Raw genomic sequence first — 26179 nt, 5'->3', positions numbered from 1 at the left:
TACGGCACCCCCGAGATCATCGCCACGCCGGTGGTGCGCGGGAGCGCGGGAGTATCTGGCGTGGCTCACGGAGGAGATCACCGGAGCATGACAGCGATCGCACCGGACCCGTCCGGCGACGGCATCAGGACCGAATGAGCTCAGCAGCCCGTTCGGCGACAGCCAGGACAGTGGCGTTGGTATTCGCTGTAGGGAGTGACGGCATTACCGACGCGTCCACCACCCTGATTCCCTGAACACCGTGCACCTTCAGGTCCGAATCGACCACAGCCTGCGACCCCGTTCCCATCGCACACGTGCCGGCCAAGTGGAAGTAACTGACCGTTGCGAGTTTGACGTAATCCCGCATGTCGCTCACGGTTTCCAGCGGGTGGCCGAAGGCTTCCTCGCCCTGGCGCAATGAGGCCAGGGAATCGGCGCGGCCAATAGCCAGAGCGGCGCGGAGGCCGACGACCATGCGTTCCAGATCGCGAGATTCGGTGTAGAGCCCCAGGTCGATCAGCGGAGCCGTGGCCGGGTCCGGGCCGGCCGGCCGCACCGAACCCCGGCTCTCGGGTCGCATGTACGAGAAGGCGATGGAGTAGCCGTGTGCACCGGAGGGGGCCCACGATTCACTGCCCCAGGGTTCGAGTTTCGCGGCAGCGTCCCTGACCGGTAGAAGCAGCGGCACGGCGACGAGTTGGAGATCAGGCTCGGCGGTCGCCGAACTGCGGGTGAGAAGGTGCGGCGTGTACGGACTGGCGGCCGGGACAGGGGCCGACGTGGCGAACCCGACATGCGCATAGGTGTGTCCTGGAGATTACCTCCGACGCCCGGCAGATCGTGAACGACCTGGACCCCTGCTCCGCGGAGATGAGCAGCCGGACCGATCCCCGACAGCTGCAGGATGTGAGGTGACCCGACCGCCCCGGCGCACAGAACGACTTCGCGGTCGGCTCCCGCCCGGACGCTTCGGCCGTCGACAACGTACTCGACACCGAGGCAACGGCGGTCTTCCATCAGCAGCCGATGGACCGTGGCGTCCGTTGTCACGGTCAGGTCGGGGCGTTGCTGGACAGGCCGCACGTATGCGTCCGCCGCACTCTGGCGTTTCCCCTGCACCAGGTTGATCTCTGTCGGTGCCACTCCCTCAGATTCGGCACCGTTCCCGTCAACGAGACTCTTGTGCCCGGCCTCTTCCGCCGCGGTCAGGACCGCGCCGTAAAAGGCGTCGCGAGAAAGTGGGGTCGGAGGTTCGATCACCATGGGGCCATCGGTTCCGCGCCACTGGGTATCCATTCCCGTGGTCTGTTCGCTCCGGCGAAAGGAGGCCAGCCGAGCCTCGAAATCCCACCCGTGAGCCCCGGATTCCCCCCAGGCATCGTAACCTGAGCGGTGGCCACGTATATGGTACAAGCCATTTATGGAACTGGAACCGCCCAGCGCCCGCCCGAGTGGAACGGGCACCGTCACATCATTCAGATTTTCCTGCGGCACGCTGGTAAAGGCCCAGTCGAAGCGGCTTCCCCACAGATCGACAACGCCCTTTTCGTCGCCCGGCCGGTCACTTGACCCTGCCTCCAGGAGCAGGACGCTCACCGAGGGATCTTCGCTCAATCTGGCCGCCATGGCGGACCCGGCCGTGCCCGCTCCGACCACTATGTAGCTGTATTTCTCCATAGCGAACCTCCTTGCTCAGTGCCACCAGGTGCCCTTTACCATCACCAGACGCGCGCTGGGTGGACCGTAACTCGCCTTCCCTGTACCGCAGTTGGACTTCTCCCGGGGTCGTTTTCAGCAGCACGCCTCCCTTGACGGCGCTGTGTCCCGACTGGTTGCCCCGCGCATGATGCGCTGACGTCCCCCACGCATCACCCGCTGAATTTCCAGAGACGGACGTCAAGCAACAAGCTCAGGGCCTGTTCCCACCATGTGCGTCTCCGTGGCGACCGTTCGGCCCCGCGCGAGGGCCAGCGCCTCCGCCACCCCCGGTTCGGCCGGCCCGAGGAACATGGGCGGCCGGTCCGTGACGGCGTCGGCCGCCGCCTTCCCGGAGGCGAAGATCTCCCGTACGGCGCCGTAGTACCAGGTCACGTCGCGTGGCTCCGTGACCCCGACGCCGTACGCGTCGATCCCCGCCGACCCGCAGAGCGCCACCGCGCGCCGGACATGGAAGCCCTGTGTGACCAGCAGGGCCCGCTCGACCCCGAAGATCTTCCTGGCCCGTACGCAGGAGTCCCAGGTGTCGAACCCCGCGTAGTCGCTGACGATCCGCCGGTCGGGCACGCCGTGCTCCACGAGATAGGCGCGCATGGCGTCGGGCTCGTCGTACTCCACCCGGCTGTTGTCCCCGGTGACCAGCACGACCTTCACCCTGCCCGTACGGTACAACTCGGCGGCCGCGTCGAGCCGGTGGGCGAGATACGGCGTCGGCCTGCCCTCCCGCAGTCCGGCGCCGAAGACCACGGCGACGTCCCTGGCCGGGGCGTCCGCGACCGTACGGACCCGGCTGTCCGCGACCGCGTGCATCCAGCTCGCGGGCGCCAGCGCGAACACGCAGGCCAGCATGGCGGTCTGCACGGCGCGCCGCCGCAGACGTGGCTCGCCCAGCAGCGCTCCCACCGCCTTGAGCGACTTCAGCACCTTCGCCGGTCCTGGCAGCGGCATGGTTCCCTCCCCGACCTCTGGTTTCCGAACGGGGATCACACTAGGTGACGGGTCTGACAACGCCCCCGCGGTGTCTGTGAGGCGGTGGAAAAGCTCCGTCACCGCCACGCAACGGCCCGGCAATCCCGGCCCGGCAGTATCGGCTCATGACGGAGACTGCGCACGACCGCATGCCACCGCCACCGCCACCGCCACCGTCACCGGCACTGTCGAACCCCGGCAGCCCGGCCGGCCTCGCGACGGCCGTGCCCCTGCCCGACAGTGCGGCGCGGCTCTTCGGCCGGATCACCGCCCAGCTCGGTCACCAGCTCAGCCACGTCGCACCGAACGGAGCCCGCAGGAGCATGGACCATCCCACCCTCGTCGTCGTGGCCCACGGCAGCCGCGACCCGCGCGCCCTGCGCACCGTCACGACGCTGCTGGACCGGGTACGTGAACTGCGCCCCGGCGTGGACGTACGCCTCGGCCACATCGAGATCGAGGAACCGCTTCTCTCCGACACCCTCGCCTCCCTCGCCACCGGCCGGGCCGTCCTCGTACCGCTGCTGCTCGGCCGGGGCGTCCACATCAAGCGCGACCTGCCGGCGTTCGCCGCCGCCGCGGCGCCCCGGCTGGAGTGCCGCGTGGCGGCTTCGCTCGGCCCGCATCCGCTGCTGGTCGAGACGTTGTACGACCGGCTCCTCGAAGCGGGCTGGCCCACCGGCCCCGGCCCCGGCCGCCCCGGCGCGCACGACCGCGCCGCCGGCGTCGTCCTGGCCGCCGCCGGTTCCCGCGACCCGGAGTCCGCCGTCGACACCCGCCGTACGGCCGCTCTCCTCAGCGAACGTCTCGGCGGCGTCCCGGTCCTTCCCGCGTACGCCTCCGCCGCCTCGCCCACGGTTCCCGAGGCGCTGCGCGCCCTCGCCGCCCGGGGCCGCCACCGGACCGCGATCGCCTCGTACTTCACCGCGCCCGGATATTTCGCCACCCGCAGCGCCGCCGACGCGCCCTGGATCGCCGCCGCCCCGCTCGGCGCGCACCCCGCGATGGCCAGGCTGCTGCTGCACCGCTACGACGAGGCGCTGGCGACGGCGCACGGCACGACGGGTCACCGCCTCCTCGCCCCCGCGTAGCGCGCGGGCCGGTTACGGTCGGTGCATGGCAGGAACAGGTGCGGGGACAGGCGCGGGAACAGGCACGAACACCGGCGCGGGCACGAGTAGGGGCACGGGTGCGTCAACGGGCACCAGCACGAACGCCGGCGCGGGCACGAACACCCCCGGAATCACCCCACCGCCCCCCTCCGCCCCGGCGGGCGCCTACGACGACCGGGCCACCGAACGCTGGGACGCCGAGCCCGACAAACGCCCCGGCCGCACCGCCTTCCAGCGCGACCGAGCGCGCGTGCTGCACTCCGCCGCCCTGCGCAGGCTCGCCGGAAAGACCCAGGTGGTCACCCCCGGCTCGCGCAGCCAGGAGTGGGACGCCAGCCCCCGGACCCGTCTCACCCACTCCCTGGAGTGCGCCCAGGTGGGCCGCGAGCTGGGCGCCGCGCTCGGCTGCGATCCCGATCTCGTCGAGACCGCGTGTCTCGCCCATGACATGGGCCACCCGCCGTTCGGCCACAACGGTGAGCAGGCCCTCAACGACGTCGCCGCCGACTGCGGCGGCTTCGAGGGCAACGCCCAGTCGCTCAGACTGCTGACCCGGATCGAGCCGAAGCGTTTCGTCCGGTCCCCGCAGAGCGGCGAACTCGTCAGCGTCGGCCTCAACCTCACCCGCGCCGCCCTCGACGCCGCCACCAAGTACCCCTGGCCGCGCGGCGCGCACCCCACCCAGCCCGGCTCGGCGAAGTTCGGGGTGTACGAGGACGATCTGCCGGTCTTCCGCTGGGCCCGCGCGGGCGCCCCGGCCGACCGGATCTGCTTCGAGGCACAGGTCATGGACTGGTCCGACGACGTGGCCTACTCGGTCCACGACTTCGAGGACGCCCTTCAGGCCGGCCATGTCGACCCGGCCGCACTCGCCTCCGCGGCCGAGCGCAGCGGCATCTGGGCGGTCGCGATCGGCCGCTACGTACCGGCGGACACCGACCCGGGCGAGCTGGCCGCCGCCCTCGACCGGCTCATGGCGCAGGAGTGGTGGCCGCACGGCCACGACGGCTCCGCGCTCGCCCAGTCCCGTCTGAAGGACGCCACCAGCCAGCTCATCGGGCGCTTCTGCGAGGCCGCCGAGGGCGCCACCCGGCAGGCGTACGGTCCGGGCCCGCTCACCCGGTACGCCGCCGAACTCGTCGTCCCGCGCGCCGCCCGCCACGAGTGCGCCGTCCTCAAGGCCGTCGCCGACCGCTACGTCATGCAGCGCGCCGAACAGGAGCTGCTCCGCGCCGACCAGCGCGTCGTCCTGGCCGAACTGGCCCAGGCGCTGACGGCCCACGCCCCGCGCGGGCTCGACCCGCAGTTCCGCGCGCTGTTCGCCACCGCCGGTGACGACCGGGCGCGTCAACGCGTCATCGTCGACCAGATCGCCTCGCTCACCGATGCGGCGGCCCGCTCCCTCCATGCCGAACTGACCCGCCCCTCCTGAGACGAATGAGCGACCCGCGCCCCTCATGGCGCCCGTCTGCCGACGTGGACGTGTACGAAAGGCGGGTATGAAGTAACCGGATCACGTCAGGAACCGGATCACACCGATCCGGTCGGATCCGGCCGAGACTCAGGCCCGTGGAGCGCTCCCTCTTTCGCCATCACGCTCCGTGCGGGACGCTCACAGATGGCGGCAGCGCGAAGAGGAGGCATCAAGTGGTCGACGCACATCGGACATTTGTCATCGTCGGCGGAGGGCTGGCCGGGGCGAAGGCCGCGGAAACCCTCCGTAAAGAGGGATTCACCGGCCGGGTGATCCTCATCGGTGACGAGCGCGACCACCCCTATGAACGCCCGCCCCTCTCCAAGGGGTATCTGGCCGGCAAGGAAGAGCGCGACAGCGTCTTCGTCCATGAGCCCGCCTGGTACGCGCAGGCGCAGGTGGAACTGCACCTCGGTCAGAGCGTCACCGCCGTGGACCGCGACACCAGGTGCGTACATCTCGGCGACGGAACCTCCCTGCGGTACGACAAGCTGCTTCTGGCCACCGGCGCCGAGCCGCGCAGGCTGGACATCCCCGGTACGGATCTGGCGGGCGTCCACCATCTGCGCCGGCTCGCCCACGCGGACCGGCTGCGCCAGGTCCTGACGGCCCTCGGCCGGGACAACGGCCATCTCGTGATCGCGGGCGCGGGCTGGATCGGTCTCGAGGTCGCCGCGGCGGCCCGCGTCTACGGGGCCGAGGTCACCGTCGTCGAACCGGAGGCGACCCCGCTCCACCGGGTCATCGGCCCCGAACTGGGCCAGCTCTTCACCGATCTGCACCAGGAGCACGGCGTACGGTTCCACTTCGGCGCCCGGCTCACCGAGATCGTCGGCCAGGACGGCATGGTCCTGGCGGCCCGTACGGACGACGGCGAGGAGCACCCGGCGCACGATGTGCTCGCCGCGATCGGCGCGGCCCCCCGCACCGCACTCGCCGAGGCCGCCGGGCTCACGCTCGCGGGCCGGGCCACGGGCGGCGGCATCGCCGTGGACACGGCCCTGCGCAGCTCCGACCCCGACATCTTCGCGGCCGGGGACGTGGCCTCGATCCCGCTGCCAGGACGGGGGTCCGCGCCCGGCGAGAGGGTACGCGTCGAGCACTGGGCGAACGCGCTCAACGGAGGCCCGGCCGCCGCGCGCGCGATGCTCGGCCAGGAGGTCAGGTACGACCGCGTGCCGTACTTCTTCTCCGACCAGTACGACCTCGGCCTGGAGTACTCCGGCTGGGCGCCGCCCGGCTCGTACGACCAGGTGGTGGTACGCGGCGACGCCGGAAAGCGGGAGTTCGTCGCGTTCTGGCTGAAGGACCGCAAGGTGCTCGCCGGGATGAACGTCAACGTCTGGGACGTCACCGAGGACATCCAGCGCCTGATCCGCTCCGACGCCCGCCAGGACCTGGACGCCCTCGCCGACCCGGGCGTGCCGCTCGCCTCCCTGGGCACCTGACACCCGATACCCGACATCCGGTGGGAAGAGACCGACGGGTGTCCGGGGCTGTCGGTGGGTCCCCGTAGAATTCACGCGTGGCAGGCAGGATCAACGATGACGACGTGAAGGCGGTCCGGGACGCGGTCCCGATCGACGCCGTCGTGTCCGAGTACCTCCAGCTGCGCAGCGCGGGCGGCGGCAATCTGAAGGGGCTCTGCCCCTTCCACGACGAGAAGTCCCCCTCCTTCCAGGTCAGTCCGAGCAAGGGTCTCTTCCACTGCTTCGGCTGCCAGGAGGGCGGGGACACCATCGCCTTCGTGATGAAGATCGACCATCTCTCCTTCTCCGAGACGGTCGAACGGCTCGCCGCCCAGGCGGGCGTCACGCTGCGGTACGAGGAAGGCGGGTACAACCCGTCGAGCCAGCGCGGCGAGCGTACGCGGCTGGTCGAGGCCCACAAGATCGCCGCGCGCTTCTACGCCGACCAGCTCTCCGGGGACGAGGCCGCCATCGGGCGCACCTTCCTCGCCGAGCGCGGTTTCGACCAGGCGGCGGCCGAACACTTCGGCGTCGGGTACAGCCCGGTCGGCTGGGACCACCTCACCCGCTTCCTGCGCGGCAAGGGCTTCACCGACAAGGAGCTGATGCTCTCCGGGCTCTCCCAGGACGGCCGCCGCGGCCCCATCGACCGCTTCCGCGGCCGGCTGATGTGGCCGATCCGCGACATCTCCGGCGAGGTCGTCGGCTTCGGCGCGCGTAAGCTCCGCGAGGACGACAACGGGCCGAAGTACCTGAACACCCCCGAGACGGCCATCTACAAGAAGTCCCAGGTGCTGTACGGCGTCGACCTGGCGAAGAAGGACATCGCCAAGTCCAGCCGCGCCGTCGTCGTCGAGGGGTACACGGACGTGATGGCCTGCCATCTCGCCGGCGTCACCACCGCCATCGCCACCTGCGGCACAGCCTTCGGCGGCGACCACATCAAGATCCTCCGACGGCTCCTGATGGACAACGGCAGCGCCCGGGTGATCTTCACCTTCGACGGGGACGCGGCCGGCCAGAAGGCCGCGCTGCGCGCCTTCGAGGACGACCAGAAGTTCGCCGCCGAGACCTATATCGCCATCGCCCCCGACGGCATGGACCCCTGCGACCTGCGGCTCGCCAAGGGCGACGCCGCCGTCCAGGACCTGGCCGAACCGCGCACCCCGCTCTTCGAGTTCGCGATCCGCCAGATCGTCTCCCGGTACGACCTGGAGACCCCGGCGGGCCGCGCCGCCGCGCTGGACGAGGCCGCGCCGATCGTGGCCCGTATCAAGAACGGCTCCTCGCAGCACGAGGTCGCCGTCCAGCTCGCCGGCATCCTCGGCATCCTCGACACCCAGTTCGTCGTCAAGCGGGTCGCGCAGGTGGCCCGCTGGGCACGCGACCGCGGCGGCCGGGGCCCGTCGGCCGGCCCCGAGCCGCGCGGGCGGCAGCCGTACGGGACCGAGGCGAGACAGGCCCCCTCCGGCCCCGCGCTCACCCTCCGCAGCCCGGCCCACCGCACCGAGCGCGAACTGCTCAAGCTCGCACTCCAGCGGCCCGAGCTGGTCTCCCCGGCCTTCGACGCCTATGGGGAGGACGAGTTCACCGCCCCGCCGTACGCCGCCGTACGCCGCGCGATCGAGGACGCGGGCGGCGCCGAGTCGGGCCTCCGGTCCGTCACCGAATATCTGGCCCGGGTCCGTGAGGCCGCGCCGGACGACATGGTGCGCGCCATGGTCACGGAGCTGGCGGTGGAGGTCTTCCGGGGCAAGACCATCGACGAGGTGTACGCGGGACAGCAACTCGTCCATGTCAGACTCCGCGCCGTGGACCGCCGTGTCCAGGACGTCACGGGCACGCTGACCCGACTGGGCAGCCAGGGCGACCCGGAGCGGTACGAGGCCGTCCAGAAGGAGCTGTGGGTGCTCCAGCAGTACGGTCAGGCGCTGCGCGCCCGCGGAGCGGAAGCCCTCTGACGCCGGCGCCGCACCCCGCCGGGGCCGGCGGGGGACGGCGCGGTGCCGCCCCGGCCGTACGGCTGTAACGGGCCGGTTACGGACCGGACTCAGAAAATCGCCGCACGCCCCTCGTGGCGGCGATATCCCGTACCCCACACTGGGGTCCGGTGCCTGAGTCCTCGGAGCGCGGCCCGTCCATCGGCATGGACATCCCCACTCTCCCGCGGATCCGTTCATCGTGTACGGGACGGAAGGCGGCCCGGCCGCCCCCGCCCCGCTGCCGTACGCCCCCGAACCGGCAGCGATCACCCTGGAGGTCGCCCCCCGTGCAGACCCGGACCCTGATCGAGACACCGGCGGAGGCGCCGGACGTGTCCACCGCCGGACGCGTCGGTGCCGTACCGCCGCAGAGCCGCGCCGCCCACCACCCTGAGACGGCCCTCCCGGAGCAGGCTCTCCCGGCGACGGCCGTCCCCGGGAACTCCGAGGATCCCCCCGAGCCCCATGGATCCCGCGGGCCCCTCACCGAACATCCCGTGGAGGAGGTGCCCCTCGCGCCCGAACCCGCGGCACGGCGGGGCAGCCGCGCCGACACCGGCGGGCCCTCGTCCGATCTCTTCCGGCAGTACCTGCGGGAGATCGGCCGTATCCCGCTGCTCACCGCCGCCGACGAGGTCGAGCTGGCCCGCCGCGTCGAGGCCGGTCTTTTCGCCGAGGAGAAGCTGAGCGCCGCCAGCGACCTCGACACGGAACTCGACTCGGATCTCGCCCTGGACCTCGACCGGCTGGTCGTCCTCGGCCGGATGGCCAAGCGCCGCCTCATCGAGGCCAATCTGCGCCTCGTCGTCTCCGTCGCCAAACGCTACGTCGGACGCGGACTGACCATGCTCGACCTGGTCCAGGAGGGAAACCTGGGACTGATCAGGGCCGTCGAGAAGTTCGACTACGCGCGCGGCTACAAGTTCTCCACGTACGCGACCTGGTGGATCCGCCAGGCGATGTCCCGGGCCCTCGCCGACCAGGCCCGCACGATCCGGGTGCCGGTCCATGTGGTCGAGCTGATCAACCGCGTCGTACGGGTCCAGCGCCGGATGCTCCAGGAGCGCGGCCACGAACCGGCCCCCGAGGAGGTCGCCGCCCAGCTCGAACTGACCGCCGACCGTGTCAGGGAGGTGCTGAGGCTCGCCCAGGAGCCCGTCTCCCTGCACGCCCCGGTGGGGGAGGAGGACGACGTCGCGCTCGGGGACCTGATCGAGGACGGCGACGCCGCGTCCCCCGTCGAGACGGCGGCCTTCCTGCTGCTCCGCGAGCATCTGGAGGCCGTGCTCTCCACACTCGGCGAGCGCGAACGCAAGGTCGTGCAGTTGCGCTACGGCCTGGACGACGGCCGGCCGCGCACCCTGGAGGAGATCGGCAGGATCTTCGGCGTGACCCGCGAACGCATCCGCCAGATCGAGTCGAAGACCCTCAGCAAACTGCGCGACCACGCCTACGCCGACCAGCTCCGCGGCTACCTGGACTGATCCGCACGGCCGCCGCGGATCAGCCCCCGCGCCTCCCGGCGCCCCCACCACCGGCCTCAGTCGACCTCGACCACCGCCTGCGCGAACTGCGCCTGGTACAGACGGGCATAGGCGCCGTCCGCGGCCAGGAGCTCTTCGTGCGTGCCCTGTTCGACGATGGAGCCGTGCTCCATGACGAGGATGACGTCCGCGTCCCGGATGGTCGACAGCCGGTGCGCGATCACAAAGCTCGTCCGGCCGTGGGCCAGACGCGCCATGGCCTTCTGGATCAGCACCTCGGTACGGGTGTCGACCGAGCTGGTCGCCTCGTCCAGGACCAGGATCACCGGGTCCGACAGGAAGGCGCGGGCGATGGTGATGAGCTGCTTCTCACCGGCGCTGACGCCAGAACCCTCGTCGTCGATGACGGTGTCGTAGCCGTCCGCCAGGGTCCGTACGAACCGGTCGGCGTGCGCCGCCCGCGCCGCCTCCTCTATCTCCTCCCGCGACACGTCACGCGAGGCCCCGTACGCGATGTTCTCCGCTATCGTCCCGCCGAACAGCCAGGTGTCCTGAAGGACCATGCCTATCCCGGACCGCAGCTCCTCCCGCGACATCCGCGTCACATCCACGCCGTCCAGCAGGATCCGGCCGCCCGTCACCTCGTAGAACCGCATCAGCAGGTTCACCAGTGTCGTCTTGCCGGCCCCCGTCGGGCCCACGATCGCCACGGTCTGTCCCGGCTCCACGGCCAGCGACAGGTCCTCGATCAGCGGCTTGTCGGCGTCGTACCGGAATGCCACGCTCTCCAGGACGACCTGCCCCCGCGCCTCGCGCAACCGCTCCACCGCCGGGGCGTCGGCCTCCTGCTCCTCCGCGTCCAGCAGTTCGAAGATCCGCTCGGCGGAGGCGACCCCGGACTGGACGAGGTTGGCCATCGAGGCGACCTGGGTCAGGGGCGTCGAGAACTGCCGGGAGTACTGGATGAAAGCCTGGACGTCACCGATCGACAGTGTGCCGGAGGCGACCCGCAGCCCGCCGACCACCGCGACCAGCACATAGTTGAGGTTGGAGATGAAGAACATCAGCGGCTGCATGATCCCGCTGTTGAACTGTGCCTTGAACCCGGCCTCGTACAGCCTGTCGTTCTGCTCGCGGAACGTCTCGGCCGACTCGTCCTGCCGCCCGAAGACCTTCACCAGGGAGTGCCCGGTGTACATCTCCTCCACATGGGCGTTGAGCGAGCCGGTGACCTTCCACTGCTCGACGAACTGGGGCTGCGACCTCTTGCCGACCTTCGCCGCCACGAACACCGACAGCGGCACCGTCACCAGCGCGACCAGCGCCAGCAGCGGCGAGATCCAGAACATCATCACCAGCACGCCGACGATCGTCAGCAGCGAGTTGACGAGCTGGCCCATCGTCTGCTGGAGAGTCTGCGAGATGTTGTCCACGTCGTTCGTCGCCCGGCTGAGGACCTCGCCGCGCGGCTGCTGGTCGAAGTAGGACAGCGGCAGCCGCGACAGCTTCGCCTGGATGTCCTCGCGCATCCGGTACACCGTGTTGTTGATGACCCGGATCGAGAGCCGGCTCGACACGAGCATCAGCAGCCCGGCGCCGATGTACACGACCAGCGTCATCAGCAGGACGGTGCCCACCGCGCCGAAGTCGATGCCGTGCCCGGGGGTGAAGTCCACCCCGGAGAGCAGATCCGCGAGCCCGTCGTCCCCCTTGGCCCGCAGCCCGTCGATGGTCTGCTCCTTGGTGACACCCGCCGGGGACTGCCGGCCGATCACCCCCGCGAAGATCAGGTTGGTGGCCTCTCCGAGGATCTTCGGACCCCACACCGAGAGCCCGACGCTGAGCACGCCCGCCGCGACCATCCACCACAGCGTGACCTTCTCCGCCGACAGCCGCCGCAGCAGCCGCCTGCTCGACCCCTTGAAGTCCATGGACCGCTGCGTCGACGCGGCCATCGTCATGCGTCCGCCAGGACCGCTCATCAGGCAGCCTCCGCCTCGGTCAGTTGGGAGAGCACGATCTCCCGGTATGTCTCATTGCCCGCCATCAGCTCGTGGTGCCGGCCCTCACCGACGACCCGGCCCTCGTCCAGGACCACGATCCGGTCGGCGTCCCGGATGGTGGAGACCCGCTGGGCGACGATCAGTACGGTCGCCTCCGCGGTCTCCCGGGCCAGCGCCGCCCGCAGCGCCGCGTCCGTCGCGTAGTCCAGCGCCGAGAACGAGTCGTCGAAGAGATAGATCTCCGGCCGCCGCACCAGCGTCCGCGCGATGGACAGCCGCTGCCGCTGCCCGCCGGAGACATTGGTGCCGCCCTGCGCGATCGGCGCGTTCAGCCCGCCCTCCAGCGACGCCACGAACTCCCTGGCCTGCGCCACCTCCAGCGCGTTCCACAGCTCCTCGTCGGTCGCGTCCGGGTTGCCGTACCGCAGGTTCGTCGCGACCGTCCCGGAGAACAGATACGGCTTCTGCGGCACCAGGCTCACCGTCCTGGCCAGCAGGGCGGGGTCGAGCCCGCGTACGTCCGTACCGTCGACCAGCACCTCCCCGCCCGTCGCGTCGAACAGCCGGGGGACGAGCCCCAGCAGCGTCGACTTCCCGCTGCCCGTCGACCCGATGACCGCCGTCGTCTCGCCGGGCCGCGCGGTCAGCGAGACCTCCCGCAGGACGGGCTCCTCGGCACCCGGGAATCGGAACTCGGCGTTCCGTATCTCCAGGTGTCCATGCCGGCGCAGCTCCCGCACCGGGTTCTCGGGCGGTGCGACGCTCGACCTGGTACCCAGCACCTCCTCGATGCGCTCGGCGCACACCTCGGCGCGCGGCACCATCATGAACATGAAGGTGGCCATCATCACGGCCATCACGATCTGCATCAGATACGCGAGGAACGCGGTCAGCGCCCCGATCTGCATCCCGCCGCTGTCGATCCGCTGCGCGCCGAACCAGACGACGGCGATCGACGACAGGTTCACGACCGTCATCACGGTCGGGAACATCAGCGCCATCAGCCGGCCGGTCGACAGCGCGACATCGGTCAGCTCCGTATTGGCGCCCTTGAAGCGCCCCTTCTCGTACTCGTCCCGGACGAACGCCCTGATCACGCGGTTGCCGGTGATCTGCTCACCCAGCACCCGGTTGACCGTGTCCAGCCGCGACTGCATCGTGCGGAACAGCGGCCGCATCCTCTTGACGATCAGGCTCACCGAGATCCCGAGGACCGGCACCACCGCGAGCAGCACCGCCGAGAGCGGCACGTCCTGGCCGAGCGCCATGACGATGCCGCCCACACACATGATCGGCGCGGACACCATCAGCGTGAACGACATCAGGACCAGCGTCTGCACCTGCTGGACGTCGTTGGTGGTACGGGTGATCAGCGAGGGGGCCCCGAAGCGCGCCACCTCACGGGCGGAGAAGCTCTGCACCTGCCCGAAGACGGCGGCCCGCACATCCCGGCCGAGGGCGGAGGCGGTCCGCGCGCCGTAGTACACGGCGCCGATGTTGCAGAGCACCTGGACGACACTGACGGCGATCATGATGCCGCCGAACCGCATGATGTAGCCGGAATCCCCCTTCACCACACCGTTGTCGATGATGTCGGCGTTGAGGGTCGGCAGGTAGAGGGTGGCGATCGTCTGCAGAAGCTGGAACGCCACCAGCAGGACTATCGGTTTCTTGTACGGGGCGAGATGGGCTCGCAGGAGTTGTAGCAGCACACGCAGTCTCTCGGGCTCGGCTCGGATTCGGCTGGCCGAACGGCGCGGACCGGTCGGCGAAGATCAGGGGGGTCTCGACCCTCCATCTTGCGGCACGCCACCCGCCGAACCCCAAGGGTTTAAGTCCAAGGACGGGTCAAGAACGCCCCCGGACCGGCACCCCGCCCCAGCGACCCGCTCACCCCGTTCCCCCAGTAACAGCCTCCCCGCACCGGCCCGCGCCCAGCCCCCGAGAACACCCGGAGCCGGCCCCGAGGAACCCCGGACTCAACCCCCGAGAGACCCCTGCGCGAGCCCTCCGGGCCCGAACGCCCCCGGGTGCACCTGCTCCCTCGTCGCCTGGTACTGATGCCGTACGGCCGCTCCCACCGCCGTGTCGTCACCCGGCTCGAACACCTGCGCTGCCGCGCCCTGCCAGGCCGGCGGGTGCTGCGGCGAGTGCGTCCCCCGCGCGACCCCGAGCGCCCACGCCGCCTGCCGCGCCGCGCCCAGCGCCGCGTAGTCCGCCGGCTGCGGCACGACGACCTGCGCGCCGAAGACCGACGGCGCCAGGGCCTGTACGGCGGGCAACTCGGCGGCGGCACCCAGCAGGAACACCCGGCGCACCTCCACCCCACGCCCGCGCAGCACGTCCATCGCGTCGGCGAGCGAGCAGAGCATCCCCTCGAACGCGGCCCGCGCGAGATGCTCCGGCTTCATCGACTCGCGCCGCAGCCCGGTCAGCGTGCCCGCCGTGTGCGGAAGCTGCGGGGTCCGCTCGCCCTCCAGATACGGCAGGAACACCAGCCCCGAGGAGCCCGGCGTGGACTTCAGCGCCAGCGCGGACAGCTCCCCCAGATCCGCCGTCCCCAGCAGCTCCGCCGTCCCGCGCAGCGCTCTGACCGCGTTCAGCGTGTGGACCACCGGCAGATGCATGCCCGTGGCGTCCGCGAAGGAGGTGATCAGCCCGGACGGGTCCGCCGCCGCCTCGTGGTGCACGGCCATCACGGAACCCGAGGCGCCCAGCGACACCACCGCGTCGCCGATCCCGACCCCCAGCCCGAAGGCCGCAGCCATCGTCTCGCCGGTCCCCGCCGAGATCAGCAGCCCCTCCGGCGTGGTCCCCGCCGCGTCGGCGGGACCGAGCACCTCCGGCAGCGCCGCCTGGTGCCCGAGCGCCAGCTCCACCAGATCAGGCCGGTACGCCCCCGTACGGGCCGACCAGTAGCCCGTCCCCGAGGCCGCGCCCCGGTCGGTCGTCCGGCGCGCCGGACGACCGAGCAACTGCCAGACGAGCCAGTCGTGCGGCTGGAGCACCAGCGCGGTGCGGTGCGCCGCCTCCGGCTCGGTCCGCGCCATCCAGCGCAGCTTCGCCACCAGCCGGCTCGACTGCGGTACGGACCCGACGGCCTCGGCCCACGCCTGCCGCCCGCCCAGCGCGTCCACCAGATCGGCGGCGGCGACCTGGGCGCGCTTGTCGTTGCCGATCAGCGCGGCCCGTACGGGATTGCCCTGCCGGTCCAGCGCCACCATGCCGTCCTGCTGTGCCGCCACGCCGATGGCCTGCACACCCTCCAGCAGCCCGCCCGAGGCCGCCTCACCGAGGGACAGCAGCCACACCTGAGGGTCGACCTCGGTGGCTTTGGGCTCGACCGGATGCTGCGCGTACCCCTGACGCAGTACGGCACCTGTGTCCGCGTCGCAGACGACGACACGCGTGAACCCGGACGAACTGTCCAACCCGGCGACTATTCCCATGACACCCGATTCTGCCCCACGCGCGCCATGAACAGCGCGCGGCCGGGGTGATCAGGTATTGCTGGTGCCCCAGTCGTCGAGACCGTTCTGGCTCCGTTCCCGCAGGGAGCGGACCCGCTGGGCGACCGAGTCGGGCACCTTGTCCCCGAGTTTCTCCCCGACGACGCCGTTCACGGAGTGGTACGCCCGCCCCGCGACCTCGCGGCCGGTCTGTGCGGCCGACTCGGCGGCGTTGCGCACCGCCGGATTCTGCGACACCTGCCGTGCGGACTTCTTGATCTGCTCGTAGCGCTCGCGGCCCGCCCGCGTTCCGAGAACGTATCCGCAAGCGAGTCCGGCGATGAACGTGAGGCGGTACCGCATGGCTGCCCAGCCTTCCTTGATGTCGGCGTCCCGTGCGCCGGCGGTCGGACCGTCGGTCTGTGCCCTCCGCCTACCCCGTCCCGGCCCGGGATCACCCGAGGTGACCCGGCTCGATACCGATTGGCGGAGCACCCCCCTGCTTGCGCTAATGTATGTGTCGCAGCGAACGCGCGCCGCTCGGGAGGACCGGGGTAGGTACGTTCGGTGCACACGCAGCAATCCCCTGTAGCTCAATTGGCAGAGCAGCCGGCTGTTAACCGGCAGGTTACTGGTTCGAGTCCAGTCGGGGGAGCGCGATCCCCTGTAGCTCAATTGGCAGAGCATTCGGCTGTTAACCGGAGGGTTGCTGGTTCGAGTCCAGCCGGGGGAGCGGGAAAGACGGAAGGGACCCTCAGGGGTCCTTTTTCGTTATGTCCACCTTCGTCACACCCGCCCCACGACCATGCCCCAACGGCGTCCATACGACGCCTCCGTGTCCCTCGTACGGCTGTACCCACACGTTCCTGGAACCGGGCAGGGCGCGGCGAAGTCTTCATGGTCAAGTGATGCCGACCATCCGAAGCAGGAGATCGTATGAGCGGCTATGCTGCGGCAGAACGGCGCGCACAAATGTGCGCGACGCGCCGTTAGGGGCGGTAGCTCAGCCGGTTAGAGCAGCGGACTCATAATCCGTCGGCCGTGGGTTCGAGTCCCACCCGCCCCACCTGAGTCTCCTCAGGAGAACCGTTTCTACCTGGGGAAACACGAAGCGGTGGCCGCCGCTCCGGAGTGGCGGCCACGGTTCATCCGTTCAGACCAGGTGTCAGGGGACGCGCGGGGGCCGCGTGGGCTGATCCCGGCTTGTTCACGCGGCAGGCTCCGGCAGGTGGCCGAGGTGCTCGATGACTCGCTCGCGCAGGAGCAGGTACTCGTCCCAGCGACGCAGGGGGCCCGGGGGGCGCTCGACGACGCGGGCTTCGGTGATGGTCTCGCCCCGCTGGAACTGTTCGTGTGTCAGGTCGAGTTCGACACCGCTGGGCAGTCGGTTCCACCAGTGGAAGCCGTGCTGGTCCTGATCGAGACGCACTTCGCCGACCATGAGATCGCCGCCGAAGAGGTCGTGGACGATCAAGGTGGTGATGTCGCAGTGGCCCCAGGCGGGGTTGTCGGCCGTCCAGGCGATGTGACTCAGATCGCTCGGTGAGCAGGTGTCGGCGGCCCAACTGGCTCGCAGGGCTTTGTCGAGGTCGAGCAGGTTCCAAGGACTCATGCCCGCAGCCTTTCAGCCACCACTGACATCGCCACCGCGACGGATCGGTGAAGGGGCGGTCCTCGGGGCGGCGACGGCGGCGTATCTCGCCGGGAGAGGGGCCCGGCTCGTCCTGGGCGCCCGGCGGGAAGGCCGGCTGAACGAGGTGGTGGACCGGATCACGGCGTTCCTGTTCGTGACGATTCCTGGCCCGCCGGCCCGGATCCGTGTCGTTTTCGGGGCCGTCGTCCAGGCCGTCGCCCTGGGCGCCCTGCACCACTGGTTCGCCGGTCGTACGCCGTGCGGTGCCGGGACCAGCAGCGCCCGACCGGAGCCCGGCACGGAGGCCCGGCGACGTTCCCCGGAAAGCGCGTGAGAAACACGCGAAATAATGTGTGTGGGGGAAATTGCGCGGGGCATGCGGTGCTTCGGAGGTTGATAACTATGGTTCCCCTGCTTCTCGTTCTGCTTCTGGCCCTGGTTCTTTTCGGTGCGGGCTTCGCGCTGAAGGCGCTGTGGATCGTCGCGGTCATCGTGCTGGTTCTCTGGGCGCTCGGATTCGTCATGCGTTCCGCCGGGGCCAGCGGCCGGCGTGGCCGGTGGTACCGCTGGTAGGTGCCGTGTATCGCCAGGCAGCCCTGGTGAGGGCGGACAACCGATCCATGCTCGGGTGGGGCCCGGACGCTCGGCGTCCGGGCCCCACACCCATGAGCGGGAAAAACCGGTCATGGTGCTCTCGGCGTGGTGCTCGCGGGTATACGGAGTTCTTTGTGTGAGGCGCGGAAACCGGGGCACGAGAGTCGGAGAGAAACAGTCACCGCAATTCCGGAAGATATCGGGGGCTGCACCGCCGAGGAGAAGATCTACGTCGAGCGGATCAAGGCGGAGATCAAGGACGCGCCGGAGTTCGCCCCACCCGCAGGTGCGCTCATATCATCTTGAGAACAAGGGAATGGGAACCGTGGAACCGCCGTGTGTATCTGGGTACACACCAGTAGGAGTTACTGGATACCCGGCGAAGAGGGACCGATCCGATGGCGCTCTACACCTATGGCGGGACGCCCTCCGACGTCCTGACCACGACGGGCGGCGAGGCGCTGCCCGACTGCCCGGTCACGCTGCGCGTCGCCGGGGGCGGCGGTGAGGTGGCCGGCGGTGTCTTCGAGGCGGACGGGACGACGCCGATCCGCGTCCTGCTCAGCAACGGCCCGGGGTCCTCGGCACCCGGGGCCCTGCGGACGTTCCTGGTGGAGGATGTCCCGGCCATCGAGTACGAGTACCCGGACGCCGCCGGCCGGATCGTACGGAGGTACCGCGCCGCACGGGAGACCCCGGGGCCCGGGCGGCAAGGGGCCGGTCCGGAAGGGGCCGGGCCGACGGAGGCCGGTGCGGCGGCCGGCCCGGAAGGCGCCGTACCGTCGCTGACCGAGCCGGTCGACCTGTCCGGGCAGCGGGTCTTCGACCCGATGCTGTTCGGCGCCCTCGGGGACGGGGTCGCCGATGACACCGCGGCCGTCCAGGCCGCCTTCGACGCCGCCTACGCGGGAGGCGGCGGCATCGTCTTCTTCCCGCCCGGCGGCACGTACAACGTGTTCACGTTCGTCGTCTGCCGCGCCAACACCACGGTGGTGGCCCATGGCGCGACCATCCGCTCCATCCACGCCACGACCGGCTGCTTCCGCAACTTCTACGGGGACGACGCGTTCCCCTCGTACGCCGGCCACTCGCACATCCGCGTGTACGGCGGGACCTGGGACGGCAACGCCTACCGCGCCGCCGACGGCAGCGGTGTCGTCACCGGCACGACCAACATCATGACGTTCATCCACTGCTCGGACATTCTGGTCAAGGACGCCGTCTTCCGTGACTGCTCGGGCGCCCACGGCATCGAGGTCAACGCCGTCGACGGATGCCGGATCGTGGACTGCCGCTTCGAGGGGTTCACCGACAACACCCCGGACCAGTCGCGGGTGACGTCCGAGGCCGTCCAGCTCGACATCGCCAAGTCCGGGTCGAGCGCCATCGGCGAGTTCGACGGCACCGCCTGCCGGGACATCCAGATCACGGGATGCTGGTTCGGCCCCTCCGCGCGCCTCGGTGACTGGGGCCGCGCGGTCGGTACGCACGCCAGCGTGGCCGGCTCGTACTTCGACCGGATCACCGTCAGGGACTGCGAGATCACCGGTGCCTACGACACCGGGATCCTCGCCCTGTACTGGCGGGACTCCGTCATCTCCGGCAACCGTATCTCCGGCACCGGCGCGGCCGGCATCCACGCGGCCACCGCCTCCTCCGCCCCGCAGGGCTGCCGCTGCCTCACCGTCACCGACAACATCATCGACGGCTCCGGCGCCGACTCCGGGATCCGGGTCGCGGGGCTCGCCAACGCCCTCTGGAGCGATGTGGTGATCCGGGGCAACACCGTGCGCGCGGGCACCGGCTACGGGGTACGGACGGACTACGCGTCCGGCACGGTCATGGAGGGCAACCGCATCACCGGCACCGGCGGAGGCGGCATCCTCGCGCAGCGCAGCGACCGGATCACGGTCACCGGCAACTCGGTGACGGCGGCCGGGTCGAACGGGATCAACATCGCGGGCTGCTCGGGCGCCCTCGTGGCGAACAACCTGATCGACGGCACCGTCGCCAACCACGGAATCATGATCGGTGTGGCGAGCGCGCCCGGCGGCAACGCCACCGTGTCGGGCAACACGATCCGCGCCGCCGCGTCGGCCGGTATCCGGGTGACCTCGCCCGGCTGCCTCGTCACCGGCAACCAGATCAGGAAGGACGGCGGCACCACCGTCACCGGCGTCTCGACCGCCGTGACCGCCACCGGCTGTGTCATCGCCGGCAACGACCTGACGGGCAACGGCTGGACGGCCGCCACCGCCCTGCTCGTGGCCGGGGCGGCGGCGCTCGACTGGAGCGGGTCCACCGTCAGCCCCGGTCACAACCTCTGCTGACGGAGCCGCAGTTGGCGGGGTGCCAACGGGCCGTCGATCATGTGGAGTTGGTGTGATCAAAAGGTGCGCCCACGGTGCGCGTTCGTCTAGGTTGGTGCTCCTGGCCCGCTGCCGTGTCCGCCGAGGAGGCGCTTTCCGTGTCCGACCGTGATCCCCGCTTCGAGTCAGCCGCCGCCGCCCGGGCGCGGATCGACACCGGCAAGCCGCACTCCGCGCGCTTCTGGAACTACTTCGTGGGCGGCAAGGACAACTACGACGTCGACCGTGCCGTGGGCGACCAGATCAAGGAGATCTTCCCCGGCCTGGTCGACGTGGCCCGGACGAGCCGTCACTTCCTCGGCCGGGCCGTCCGGTACCTCGCGGTGGAGCAGGGCGTACGCCAGTTCCTCGACATCGGGACCGGCCTGCCGACCGCCGACAACACCCACGAGGTCGCCCAGCGCGTCGCCCCGGACTCCCGGATCGTCTACGTCGACAACGACCCGCTGGTGCTCGCCCATGCCCGCGCCCTGCTGACCAGCACGCCCGAGGGCAGGACCGACTACCTCGACGCCAACCTCTACGAGCCCGAGGAGATCCTCAAGGCCGCCGGGGGAACACTGGACCTCTCACAGCCCGTCGCGCTGATGATCCTCAACACGCTCGGCCATGTCGCCGCGTACGAGGAGGCACGCTCGCTCGTCACACGGCTGATGGCGGGACTGCCGTCCGGCAGCTACCTGGTGATCAGCGACTCGACCTCCACCAGCGAGGGGATGATCGCGGCGTCGGACGCGTACAACGAGAGCGGGGCCGTCCCCTACTACGTGCGCGGCGTCGACGAGATCGGCGGCTTCTTCGACGGTCTCGACCTGGTGGCGCCCGGCGTCGAGCAGGTCACGCGGTGGCGCCCGGAGGCGGACACCGTGAGCGTGGCGGTCGACGCGTACGGTGCCGTGGGCCGCAAGCCGTAATACGGGAGGACGGGGGGACGTGGCGCAGTACGGGGCGGAGGTCGTGCCCCAGGGGCCCCGGGGCTCCCGGTCATCTCGGGGACTCCCAGGTCACCGTCGTCCCCCCGGGGCCGCCGTCCTCCCGCGTCCCGTCGTCCGTCACCACCAGCCGTACCCTGCCCGTGCCGTTTGCCGCCCGCGCCGTCGCGTCGACCTCCACCTCGATCGCCGTCGCCCCGCCACGCCGGTGCGCGGCGGCCAGCGCGCCGCGCAGCGCGGCCAGCAGCTCCCGGGCGACCCGTGGGCTCACCAGCGTGTCCACCGCGCCGCTGAAGCGCACCGACGGCCGGAGGCCCAGCAGGACCGCCGCGCCGCCCGTCTCGCGCAGCACCGAGGCGCGTACGCCCGTCGGGCCGTCGGCGGGCGGCTGCTGGAGGGCGAAGATCGTCGTCCGTACCTCCTGGATGGTCGAGTCCAGCTCGTCCACCGCGCGCCCCAGCAGCCCGTCCAGCGAGGGGTCGGTGACCCGCCGCCGGGTCGACTCCAGCATCATCTCCGTGGCGAACAGCCGCTGCACGACCAGATCGTGCAGGTCACGGGCGATCCGGTCGCGGTCCTCGTACACCGCCAGCCGCTCCCGGTCGTGCTGGGAGTCCGCCAGTACGAGCGCGAGCGCCGCCTGCGAGGCGAACTGCGTGGCCAGCAGCCGGTCCACCGCGCGGTACGGCTTGCCACCGCGCCGGCGCGGCAGGGCCAGCGTCCCGATCAGCTTGCCGCCGCTCTGCAGCGGCAGCATCATGCTCGGTCCGAAGCGTGAGCGCACATGGGTGGTCATCCGGGGATCGGTGGACGAGTCCTCGATGAACACCGGTTCCCCGCCGAGCAGTTGGACCAGGACGGGGGAGCCAGGGGCGATGGTCGTCCCGACGATGTCGCCCGGGTCGTCGGACGTGGACGCGGCGACGATCTCCATCCCGCCCTCGTCGGTCGGCTGGAGCACCACGCCCGCGAAGGCGTCGGCGAGCGCGCGGGCCGACTCGGCCACCGTCATCAGCGCGTCCATCGCGTTCACGCCGGTCAGCAGCGCGGTGGTGACGGCGGCGGCCCCCGTGATCCACCGCTCGCGCTGCCGGGCCGTGCCGTACAGCCGGGCGTTGCCGATCGCGATGGCGGCCTGCGAGGCCAGGATCCGCAGCAGGTTCTGGTCCTGCTCGGTGAAGGGGCCCCGCCGCTTCCCCGTCAGATAGAGATGGCCGAGGACCTCCTCGTCGAGCTGGACCGGCACCCCGAGGAACGAGCGCACCGGGGGCGGGCCCGGCGGGGTCCCGGCCGAGCGCGGGTCGGCCGCGGCGTCGTCCACGCGCAGCGGCCGGGGGTCCGTCAGAAGCAGTCCGGGCAGTCCGGTGCTGCCCTCGGCGAGCCGCCCGGCGCGCTCGGGGTCCGTACCGCCCGTACCGCCCGTTCCGCCAGAGCCGCCCGTCCCGCCCCGGGTTCCGGTGGTGAACAGCTCGGCCAGTCCGCCGCGTTCGGGTTCGACCACGCCGAGCGCGCCGTACCGCGCGCCGACGAGTTCGGCGGCGCTGTCCACGAGGTGCTGGAGCGTGGTGCGCAGCGCGAGGTCGTCGCCGATGCCGAGGACGTCCTCCAGACGCACGGGCACTCAGTGGGCGTCGGCGAGCGGGTTCAGGGCCATCGGCTGGATCTTGCCCTCCAGCATCGCCCCGAGGCCCAGCACGGTGCAGGTGTCCGGGCGCTCCGCGATGGTCACCGGCATACCCGTCGCCTTGCGCAGCATCCGGTCGAGCCCCGGCAGCAGGGCGCTGCCGCCGACCATCATGATCCCGCTGTCCGCGAGATCGGCCACCAGGTCCGGCGGGCAGTCCCGCAGCACCTTGCCGATGCCGTCGAGGACCGCGGTCAGCGGCGTGTAGATCGCGCTGCGCACGGCGGCGGTGTCGACCAGCACGGAGCGGGCGACGCCGGTGGCCACGTCCCGGCCGTGGATCTCGGTCTCGGCCGGGCCGTCCGGGCTCAGACCGTTGCCGCTGAGGGCCAGTTGCAGTGGGCGTACGGACTGGCTCGGCAGCATCAGTTGGTGCTGGTGGCGCAGGTGCTGGATCACCGCGTGGTCGATCGCGTTGCCGCCGACCGGAATCCGCTGCGCGGTCACGATCGCGCCGAGCGAGAGCACCGCGATCTGGGTGGTGGCCGCCCCGCACACCATGATCATGGTGGCGGTCGGCTCCTCCACGGGCAATCCGCAGCCGACCGCCGCGGCGATCAGCGTGTCGACCAGCTCGACCCGGCGGGCGCCGAGGCCGAGCAGGGTCTCGATGGTGGCGCGCTGGGCGAGCGGATCGGCCTCGTGCGGGGTGGACGCGGCGGCGCGCAGCCGGGGCTTGCGGCGGAGCTGCCTGCGCAGCTTGTCGCCGATGAGGTGGCGCAGCATCCGCTGGGCCATCTCGATGTCGACGACCGTGCCGCCGGTGACGGGGCGGGCGACCCGGATGTAGTCGGGGGTACGGCCCGTCATGCGTTCGGCGAGTGAGCCGACGGCGATGAGCGCGCCCGTACGGGTGTTCACGGCGGCGGCGCTGGGCTCGTCGACGACGAGTCCGGCCCCCTTCACGAACACCCTCGTTCTCGCGGCCCCCAGGTCGACGGCGATGTGGCAACGGCGCAACTGCTCAAGACTGACGGTCACGGCAGGGTCTCCCGAGAACGCTGATGTGGTGCACCGGCGGCGCCGGCCCTGGTACCGATCGTGCGGTCCCGGGGCGGGCCGCGCGCGCCGGGTTGCTCCGGTCGGGCGTCACCCGGCCGGCGGTCGGGGCCCGGTCGTACGGCGGCCGGCTCCGACCGCCGTACCGCCGGGGACGTGACGCGCCGTCACTCCGTCCAGCGCTGAAGCAGGCCCCAGGTGAACTCCGCGACCCGGATCTCGCCGCCGGGCAGCGTGAACCGCAGCCCCGTCCTGGTCGGCGCCGTCCCCGGCAGCGGCCGGGCCGGCGGGAACGCCCGCGCCACCTCGTCCACGGTGCACGACCAGGGCCGCAGATCCTCCGCCGTACGCAACTCGGGCCCGGCCTCGCCAGGGGCGCGGACCAGCCACTCGTTCCACACCGCCCCGCCCGGCGCGGTCATCACCTCGAAGCGCAGGGCGGGCCAGAGCACGACCGGCCAGAGCAGCGCGTCGCACTCCAGGTCGCCGATCCTGCGCCGGACGACGCTCTCCGGCTCGCCGAGTACGGAGCGGTAGCGGCCCGCCGCCGAGCGGGAGCGCGGCGAGCGCACCATGGCCTGCCAGCGGCGGTTGGCCTCGCGCATCCCGGCCAGGGACACCCCCAGCTCGTGGCGGGCCTCGTCGACCAGCTCCGGCTGGTGGTCGGCCATTCGGCGCAGCAGGACGAGCTGGAATTCGAGCGGCCCGAACGGCCCGTTGGACGTCATGGCGCCATCCTGCCCGGTGTACGCGCCACACCACCCGCACGCTCTTCCGCACAGGACCCTCACAGACCCCACATCAGCACCCTCCCGGAGCCGCATAATCTTCGGGGCGCCATGGACTACTGCCACCCGTGCCGACGGCACCTCAACGGAGCGCTGACCTGCGCCGGATGCGGTGCCCCCGCCGAGGGCGCGAGCACGAGCGGTTACGGAGAGTCCGGCTTCGTGATCGATGGTGACATCGGCCTGATCGGCCACGCTCCCGGCCCCGACACCGGCGACACCGGCGACACCGACACCGGCCCCCGCCCCGGCTCCCGTACGGAGAGCCGCGCCGCCGGCCGTCGCAAGCCGTCGAACCGCGAGCCGTCGAACCGCGAGCCCTCCGGTCGCAGGCCCTCGCGCCGGGCCCCGCGCAAGGCGCCTGGGCAGGGGCGCCGCGCCCGCGACCGGCGCGGGCGCAGGGTGCTGATCGGCACGCTGGGGGTGGTGCTCGCGGCGGGCATGCTCAGCCTGGCGCAACTCGCGTTCGAGGCGCCGGGCCGGGACCACGCGGCCTCGGTCAAGGAGGACACGTCCGTCCTCCCCGACGGCGGTTCGGTCGACGGCGACACCGACCGCCCGGCCGCGCCCGACGATCCGGGCCCGGCGGTCTCCCCGGGGTCCGGTTCCGCCTCCGGCGACGGCGCGGGCCCGAGCGTGGACGGTTCGGCCGCCCCGGTCGGCGGCGGCGACCCGGACGCGGACCGGTCCTCCGAGGAGGAGGCGCCCGCCCCGCCCGGCGCCTCCTCCTCGGCCGAGGCGGTCGACGGCGACGGTACGGACCCGGCCGCGCCCGGCTCCGGCGGTCCCGAGCCCGGTGGAGCCGGTACGACAGGCCCCGGTGACCCGGCGGGCCGCCCCACGGGGGAGCCCACCGGCGAGTCAGACCCGGCCACGCCGACCTCGGCGCCGCCACCGCCCGCGCCGGAGCCTGAGCCGTCGGAGACCTGCGTCCGGTTCCTCTGGTGGTGCACCTGACCCTGGGGCGGGCGCAGGCCACGTCAGGCCAACGTCGTCAGACCACGTCCTGGCCCAGCATCCGCTTCAGCAGATCCCGCAGCACCGTGCGCTCCTCCTCCGACAGCCCGGCGAGCGGCGCGCGGGCGAAGCCGAGTGAGTTCCGCAGCAGGGCGGCCGTGGAGAGCCCCTTCTCCGTCGGTGCGGCGAGCTTCACCCGCCGGTCGGCCGGGTCGGGGCGGCGCTCCACCAGGCCGCGCGCTTCCAGCCGGTCCACGATCCCGGTGACGTTGGACGGCTCGCACTTCAGGTTCTGCGCGATCCGGCGCATGGGCATAGGTTCCAGGGAAAGCAGTCCGAGGACGCGTGCCTGCGCGCCCGTGAGGGAGTGATCGGCCGCGGCCCGGTCGTACTCCTCGTAGTAGCGCGCCACGATGGTGCCGATGAGTTCGAGGACTTCGACGGTCAGCGGGTCTCTGCGCGCGGTGGTGGCCATGGTTACGAGCGTACCCGCATATTTGACAACATGAAATATTCAGGAGCATGGTTGTTTCAGGTGGTGAAGCTTTCCCCATGGCATCCGGCTGATCCGGTGTCCGGCTCG

Annotated in this window: 22 protein-coding genes and 3 tRNA genes; 13 read left to right on the top strand and 12 right to left on the bottom strand. The window is 71.3% G+C overall.

All coding sequences use genetic code 11. From position 1 onward, the window contains the following. Window positions 1-124 precede the first annotated feature (124 nt). The 3 genes from ACIQ7D_RS18545 to ACIQ7D_RS18535 form a co-directional block, all read right to left on the bottom strand. A complete protein-coding gene (locus ACIQ7D_RS18545) occupies window positions 125-562 on the bottom strand; it encodes a GMC oxidoreductase (RefSeq protein WP_403938740.1) in 438 nt (145 codons plus the stop codon). Beyond that, window positions 499-1608, bottom strand: a complete 1110-nt coding sequence (locus ACIQ7D_RS18540; RefSeq protein WP_403938860.1) for a GMC family oxidoreductase — start codon at window positions 1606-1608, stop codon at window positions 499-501. Before ACIQ7D_RS18540 ends, ACIQ7D_RS18545 begins: the two co-directional genes overlap by 64 nt. A 270-nt stretch (window positions 1609-1878) precedes the next feature. After that, window positions 1879-2547 (bottom strand): vancomycin high temperature exclusion protein, encoded by a 669-nt coding sequence (locus tag ACIQ7D_RS18535; protein ID WP_403938859.1) that lies wholly within the window; start codon window positions 2545-2547, stop codon window positions 1879-1881. A gap of 245 nt (window positions 2548-2792) precedes the next feature. On the opposite strand from ACIQ7D_RS18535, the gene ACIQ7D_RS18530 reads away from it, so the two are divergent. The 5 genes from ACIQ7D_RS18530 to ACIQ7D_RS18510 all read left to right on the top strand — a co-directional run bounded on the left by ACIQ7D_RS18530 (window position 2793) and on the right by ACIQ7D_RS18510 (window position 10188). Then, window positions 2793-3758: a sirohydrochlorin chelatase gene (locus tag ACIQ7D_RS18530; RefSeq protein WP_403938738.1), complete on the top strand. Its 966-nt coding sequence runs from the start codon at window positions 2793-2795 to the stop codon at window positions 3756-3758. Between the two features lie 25 nt (window positions 3759-3783). Beyond that, the gene (locus ACIQ7D_RS18525) at window positions 3784-5211 is read left to right on the top strand and encodes a deoxyguanosinetriphosphate triphosphohydrolase (protein ID WP_403938736.1); all 1428 of its coding nucleotides are present in this window, start codon (window positions 3784-3786) and stop codon (window positions 5209-5211) included. Window positions 5212-5426: 215 nt separating this feature from the next. Beyond that, the gene (locus ACIQ7D_RS18520) at window positions 5427-6701 is read left to right on the top strand and encodes an NAD(P)/FAD-dependent oxidoreductase (protein ID WP_403938733.1); all 1275 of its coding nucleotides are present in this window, start codon (window positions 5427-5429) and stop codon (window positions 6699-6701) included. Between the two features lie 77 nt (window positions 6702-6778). Next, window positions 6779-8683: a DNA primase gene (gene dnaG / locus ACIQ7D_RS18515; protein ID WP_403938731.1), complete on the top strand. Its 1905-nt coding sequence runs from the start codon at window positions 6779-6781 to the stop codon at window positions 8681-8683. A gap of 308 nt (window positions 8684-8991) precedes the next feature. After that, a complete protein-coding gene (locus tag ACIQ7D_RS18510; RefSeq protein ID WP_403938729.1) occupies window positions 8992-10188 on the top strand; it encodes an RNA polymerase sigma factor in 1197 nt (398 codons plus the stop codon). A 56-nt stretch (window positions 10189-10244) separates the two neighbouring features. Here the strand turns inward: ACIQ7D_RS18510 and ACIQ7D_RS18505 are convergent, their stop codons facing one another. The 4 genes from ACIQ7D_RS18505 to ACIQ7D_RS18490 form a co-directional block, all read right to left on the bottom strand. Next, window positions 10245-12170 carry an ABC transporter ATP-binding protein gene (locus ACIQ7D_RS18505; RefSeq protein ID WP_403938727.1) on the bottom strand — a complete coding sequence of 642 codons (1926 nt, stop codon included), beginning with the start codon at window positions 12168-12170 and terminating at the stop codon, window positions 10245-10247. Beyond that, window positions 12170-13903 (bottom strand): ABC transporter ATP-binding protein, encoded by a 1734-nt coding sequence (locus ACIQ7D_RS18500; RefSeq protein WP_403938725.1) that lies wholly within the window; start codon window positions 13901-13903, stop codon window positions 12170-12172. The genes ACIQ7D_RS18505 and ACIQ7D_RS18500 overlap by 1 nt, the downstream gene beginning before the upstream one ends. A gap of 267 nt (window positions 13904-14170) precedes the next feature. Then, window positions 14171-15640: an FGGY family carbohydrate kinase gene (locus ACIQ7D_RS18495; protein WP_403938723.1), complete on the bottom strand. Its 1470-nt coding sequence runs from the start codon at window positions 15638-15640 to the stop codon at window positions 14171-14173. A 51-nt stretch (window positions 15641-15691) separates the two neighbouring features. Beyond that, complete coding sequence (locus ACIQ7D_RS18490; RefSeq protein WP_329827234.1) at window positions 15692-16003, bottom strand: YtxH domain-containing protein; 312 nt, start codon at window positions 16001-16003, stop codon at window positions 15692-15694. A gap of 219 nt (window positions 16004-16222) precedes the next feature. Here ACIQ7D_RS18490 and ACIQ7D_RS18485 point away from each other — a divergent pair. The 3 genes from ACIQ7D_RS18485 (at window position 16223) to ACIQ7D_RS18475 (ending at window position 16706) form a co-directional block, all read left to right on the top strand. Next, a tRNA-Asn gene (locus ACIQ7D_RS18485) sits at window positions 16223-16295 on the top strand. Window positions 16296-16300: 5 nt separating this feature from the next. Further along, window positions 16301-16373: transfer RNA gene (locus tag ACIQ7D_RS18480), tRNA-Asn, on the top strand. Between the two features lie 259 nt (window positions 16374-16632). Continuing rightward, window positions 16633-16706: transfer RNA gene (locus ACIQ7D_RS18475), tRNA-Ile, on the top strand. Between the two features lie 141 nt (window positions 16707-16847). Here the strand turns inward: ACIQ7D_RS18475 and ACIQ7D_RS18470 are convergent. Continuing rightward, window positions 16848-17252 carry a hypothetical protein gene (locus ACIQ7D_RS18470; RefSeq protein ID WP_403938721.1) on the bottom strand — a complete coding sequence of 135 codons (405 nt, stop codon included), beginning with the start codon at window positions 17250-17252 and terminating at the stop codon, window positions 16848-16850. Here ACIQ7D_RS18470 and ACIQ7D_RS18465 point away from each other — a divergent pair. From ACIQ7D_RS18465 to ACIQ7D_RS18450, 4 genes are all read left to right on the top strand, one after another. After that, window positions 17251-17607 carry a hypothetical protein gene (locus ACIQ7D_RS18465; RefSeq protein WP_403938720.1) on the top strand — a complete coding sequence of 119 codons (357 nt, stop codon included), beginning with the start codon at window positions 17251-17253 and terminating at the stop codon, window positions 17605-17607. The two genes, ACIQ7D_RS18470 and ACIQ7D_RS18465, sit on opposite strands and share 2 nt — an antisense overlap. Before the next feature lie 68 nt (window positions 17608-17675). Next, window positions 17676-17846 carry a DUF5670 family protein gene (locus ACIQ7D_RS18460; protein WP_403938718.1) on the top strand — a complete coding sequence of 57 codons (171 nt, stop codon included), beginning with the start codon at window positions 17676-17678 and terminating at the stop codon, window positions 17844-17846. A 419-nt stretch (window positions 17847-18265) separates the two neighbouring features. Then, window positions 18266-20197 (top strand): right-handed parallel beta-helix repeat-containing protein, encoded by a 1932-nt coding sequence (locus tag ACIQ7D_RS18455; protein WP_403938716.1) that lies wholly within the window; start codon window positions 18266-18268, stop codon window positions 20195-20197. A gap of 137 nt (window positions 20198-20334) precedes the next feature. Beyond that, a complete protein-coding gene (locus tag ACIQ7D_RS18450) occupies window positions 20335-21150 on the top strand; it encodes an SAM-dependent methyltransferase (protein ID WP_403938714.1) in 816 nt (271 codons plus the stop codon). A 70-nt stretch (window positions 21151-21220) separates the two neighbouring features. On the opposite strand, the gene ACIQ7D_RS18445 is transcribed toward ACIQ7D_RS18450, so the two are convergent. The 3 genes from ACIQ7D_RS18445 to ACIQ7D_RS18435 all read right to left on the bottom strand — a co-directional run bounded on the left by ACIQ7D_RS18445 (window position 21221) and on the right by ACIQ7D_RS18435 (window position 24579). Then, on the bottom strand, window positions 21221-22789 hold the full coding sequence (locus ACIQ7D_RS18445) for a GAF domain-containing protein (RefSeq protein WP_403938712.1): 1569 nt from the start codon (window positions 22787-22789) through the stop codon (window positions 21221-21223). Then, complete coding sequence (locus tag ACIQ7D_RS18440; RefSeq protein ID WP_403938710.1) at window positions 22790-23833, bottom strand: rod shape-determining protein; 1044 nt, start codon at window positions 23831-23833, stop codon at window positions 22790-22792. Between the two features lie 185 nt (window positions 23834-24018). Continuing rightward, on the bottom strand, window positions 24019-24579 hold the full coding sequence (locus ACIQ7D_RS18435) for a hypothetical protein (protein WP_403938708.1): 561 nt from the start codon (window positions 24577-24579) through the stop codon (window positions 24019-24021). A gap of 111 nt (window positions 24580-24690) precedes the next feature. Here ACIQ7D_RS18435 and ACIQ7D_RS18430 point away from each other — a divergent pair, with 111 nt between their 5' ends. Then, complete coding sequence (locus tag ACIQ7D_RS18430; protein ID WP_403938707.1) at window positions 24691-25596, top strand: hypothetical protein; 906 nt, start codon at window positions 24691-24693, stop codon at window positions 25594-25596. 37 nt (window positions 25597-25633) lie between these two features. Here the strand turns inward: ACIQ7D_RS18430 and ACIQ7D_RS18425 are convergent, their stop codons facing one another. Beyond that, the gene (locus ACIQ7D_RS18425) at window positions 25634-26071 is read right to left on the bottom strand and encodes a MarR family winged helix-turn-helix transcriptional regulator (RefSeq protein ID WP_403938705.1); all 438 of its coding nucleotides are present in this window, start codon (window positions 26069-26071) and stop codon (window positions 25634-25636) included. Between the last annotated feature and the right edge of the window lie 108 nt (window positions 26072-26179).

Origin of the sequence: Streptomyces sp. NPDC096310 (assembly GCF_044763125.1) — a bacterium.
Lineage (GTDB): Bacteria > Actinomycetota > Actinomycetes > Streptomycetales > Streptomycetaceae > Streptomyces.
Note: the sequence above shows the minus strand (reverse complement) of the source record. Positions and strands in the feature narration are given on the sequence as shown.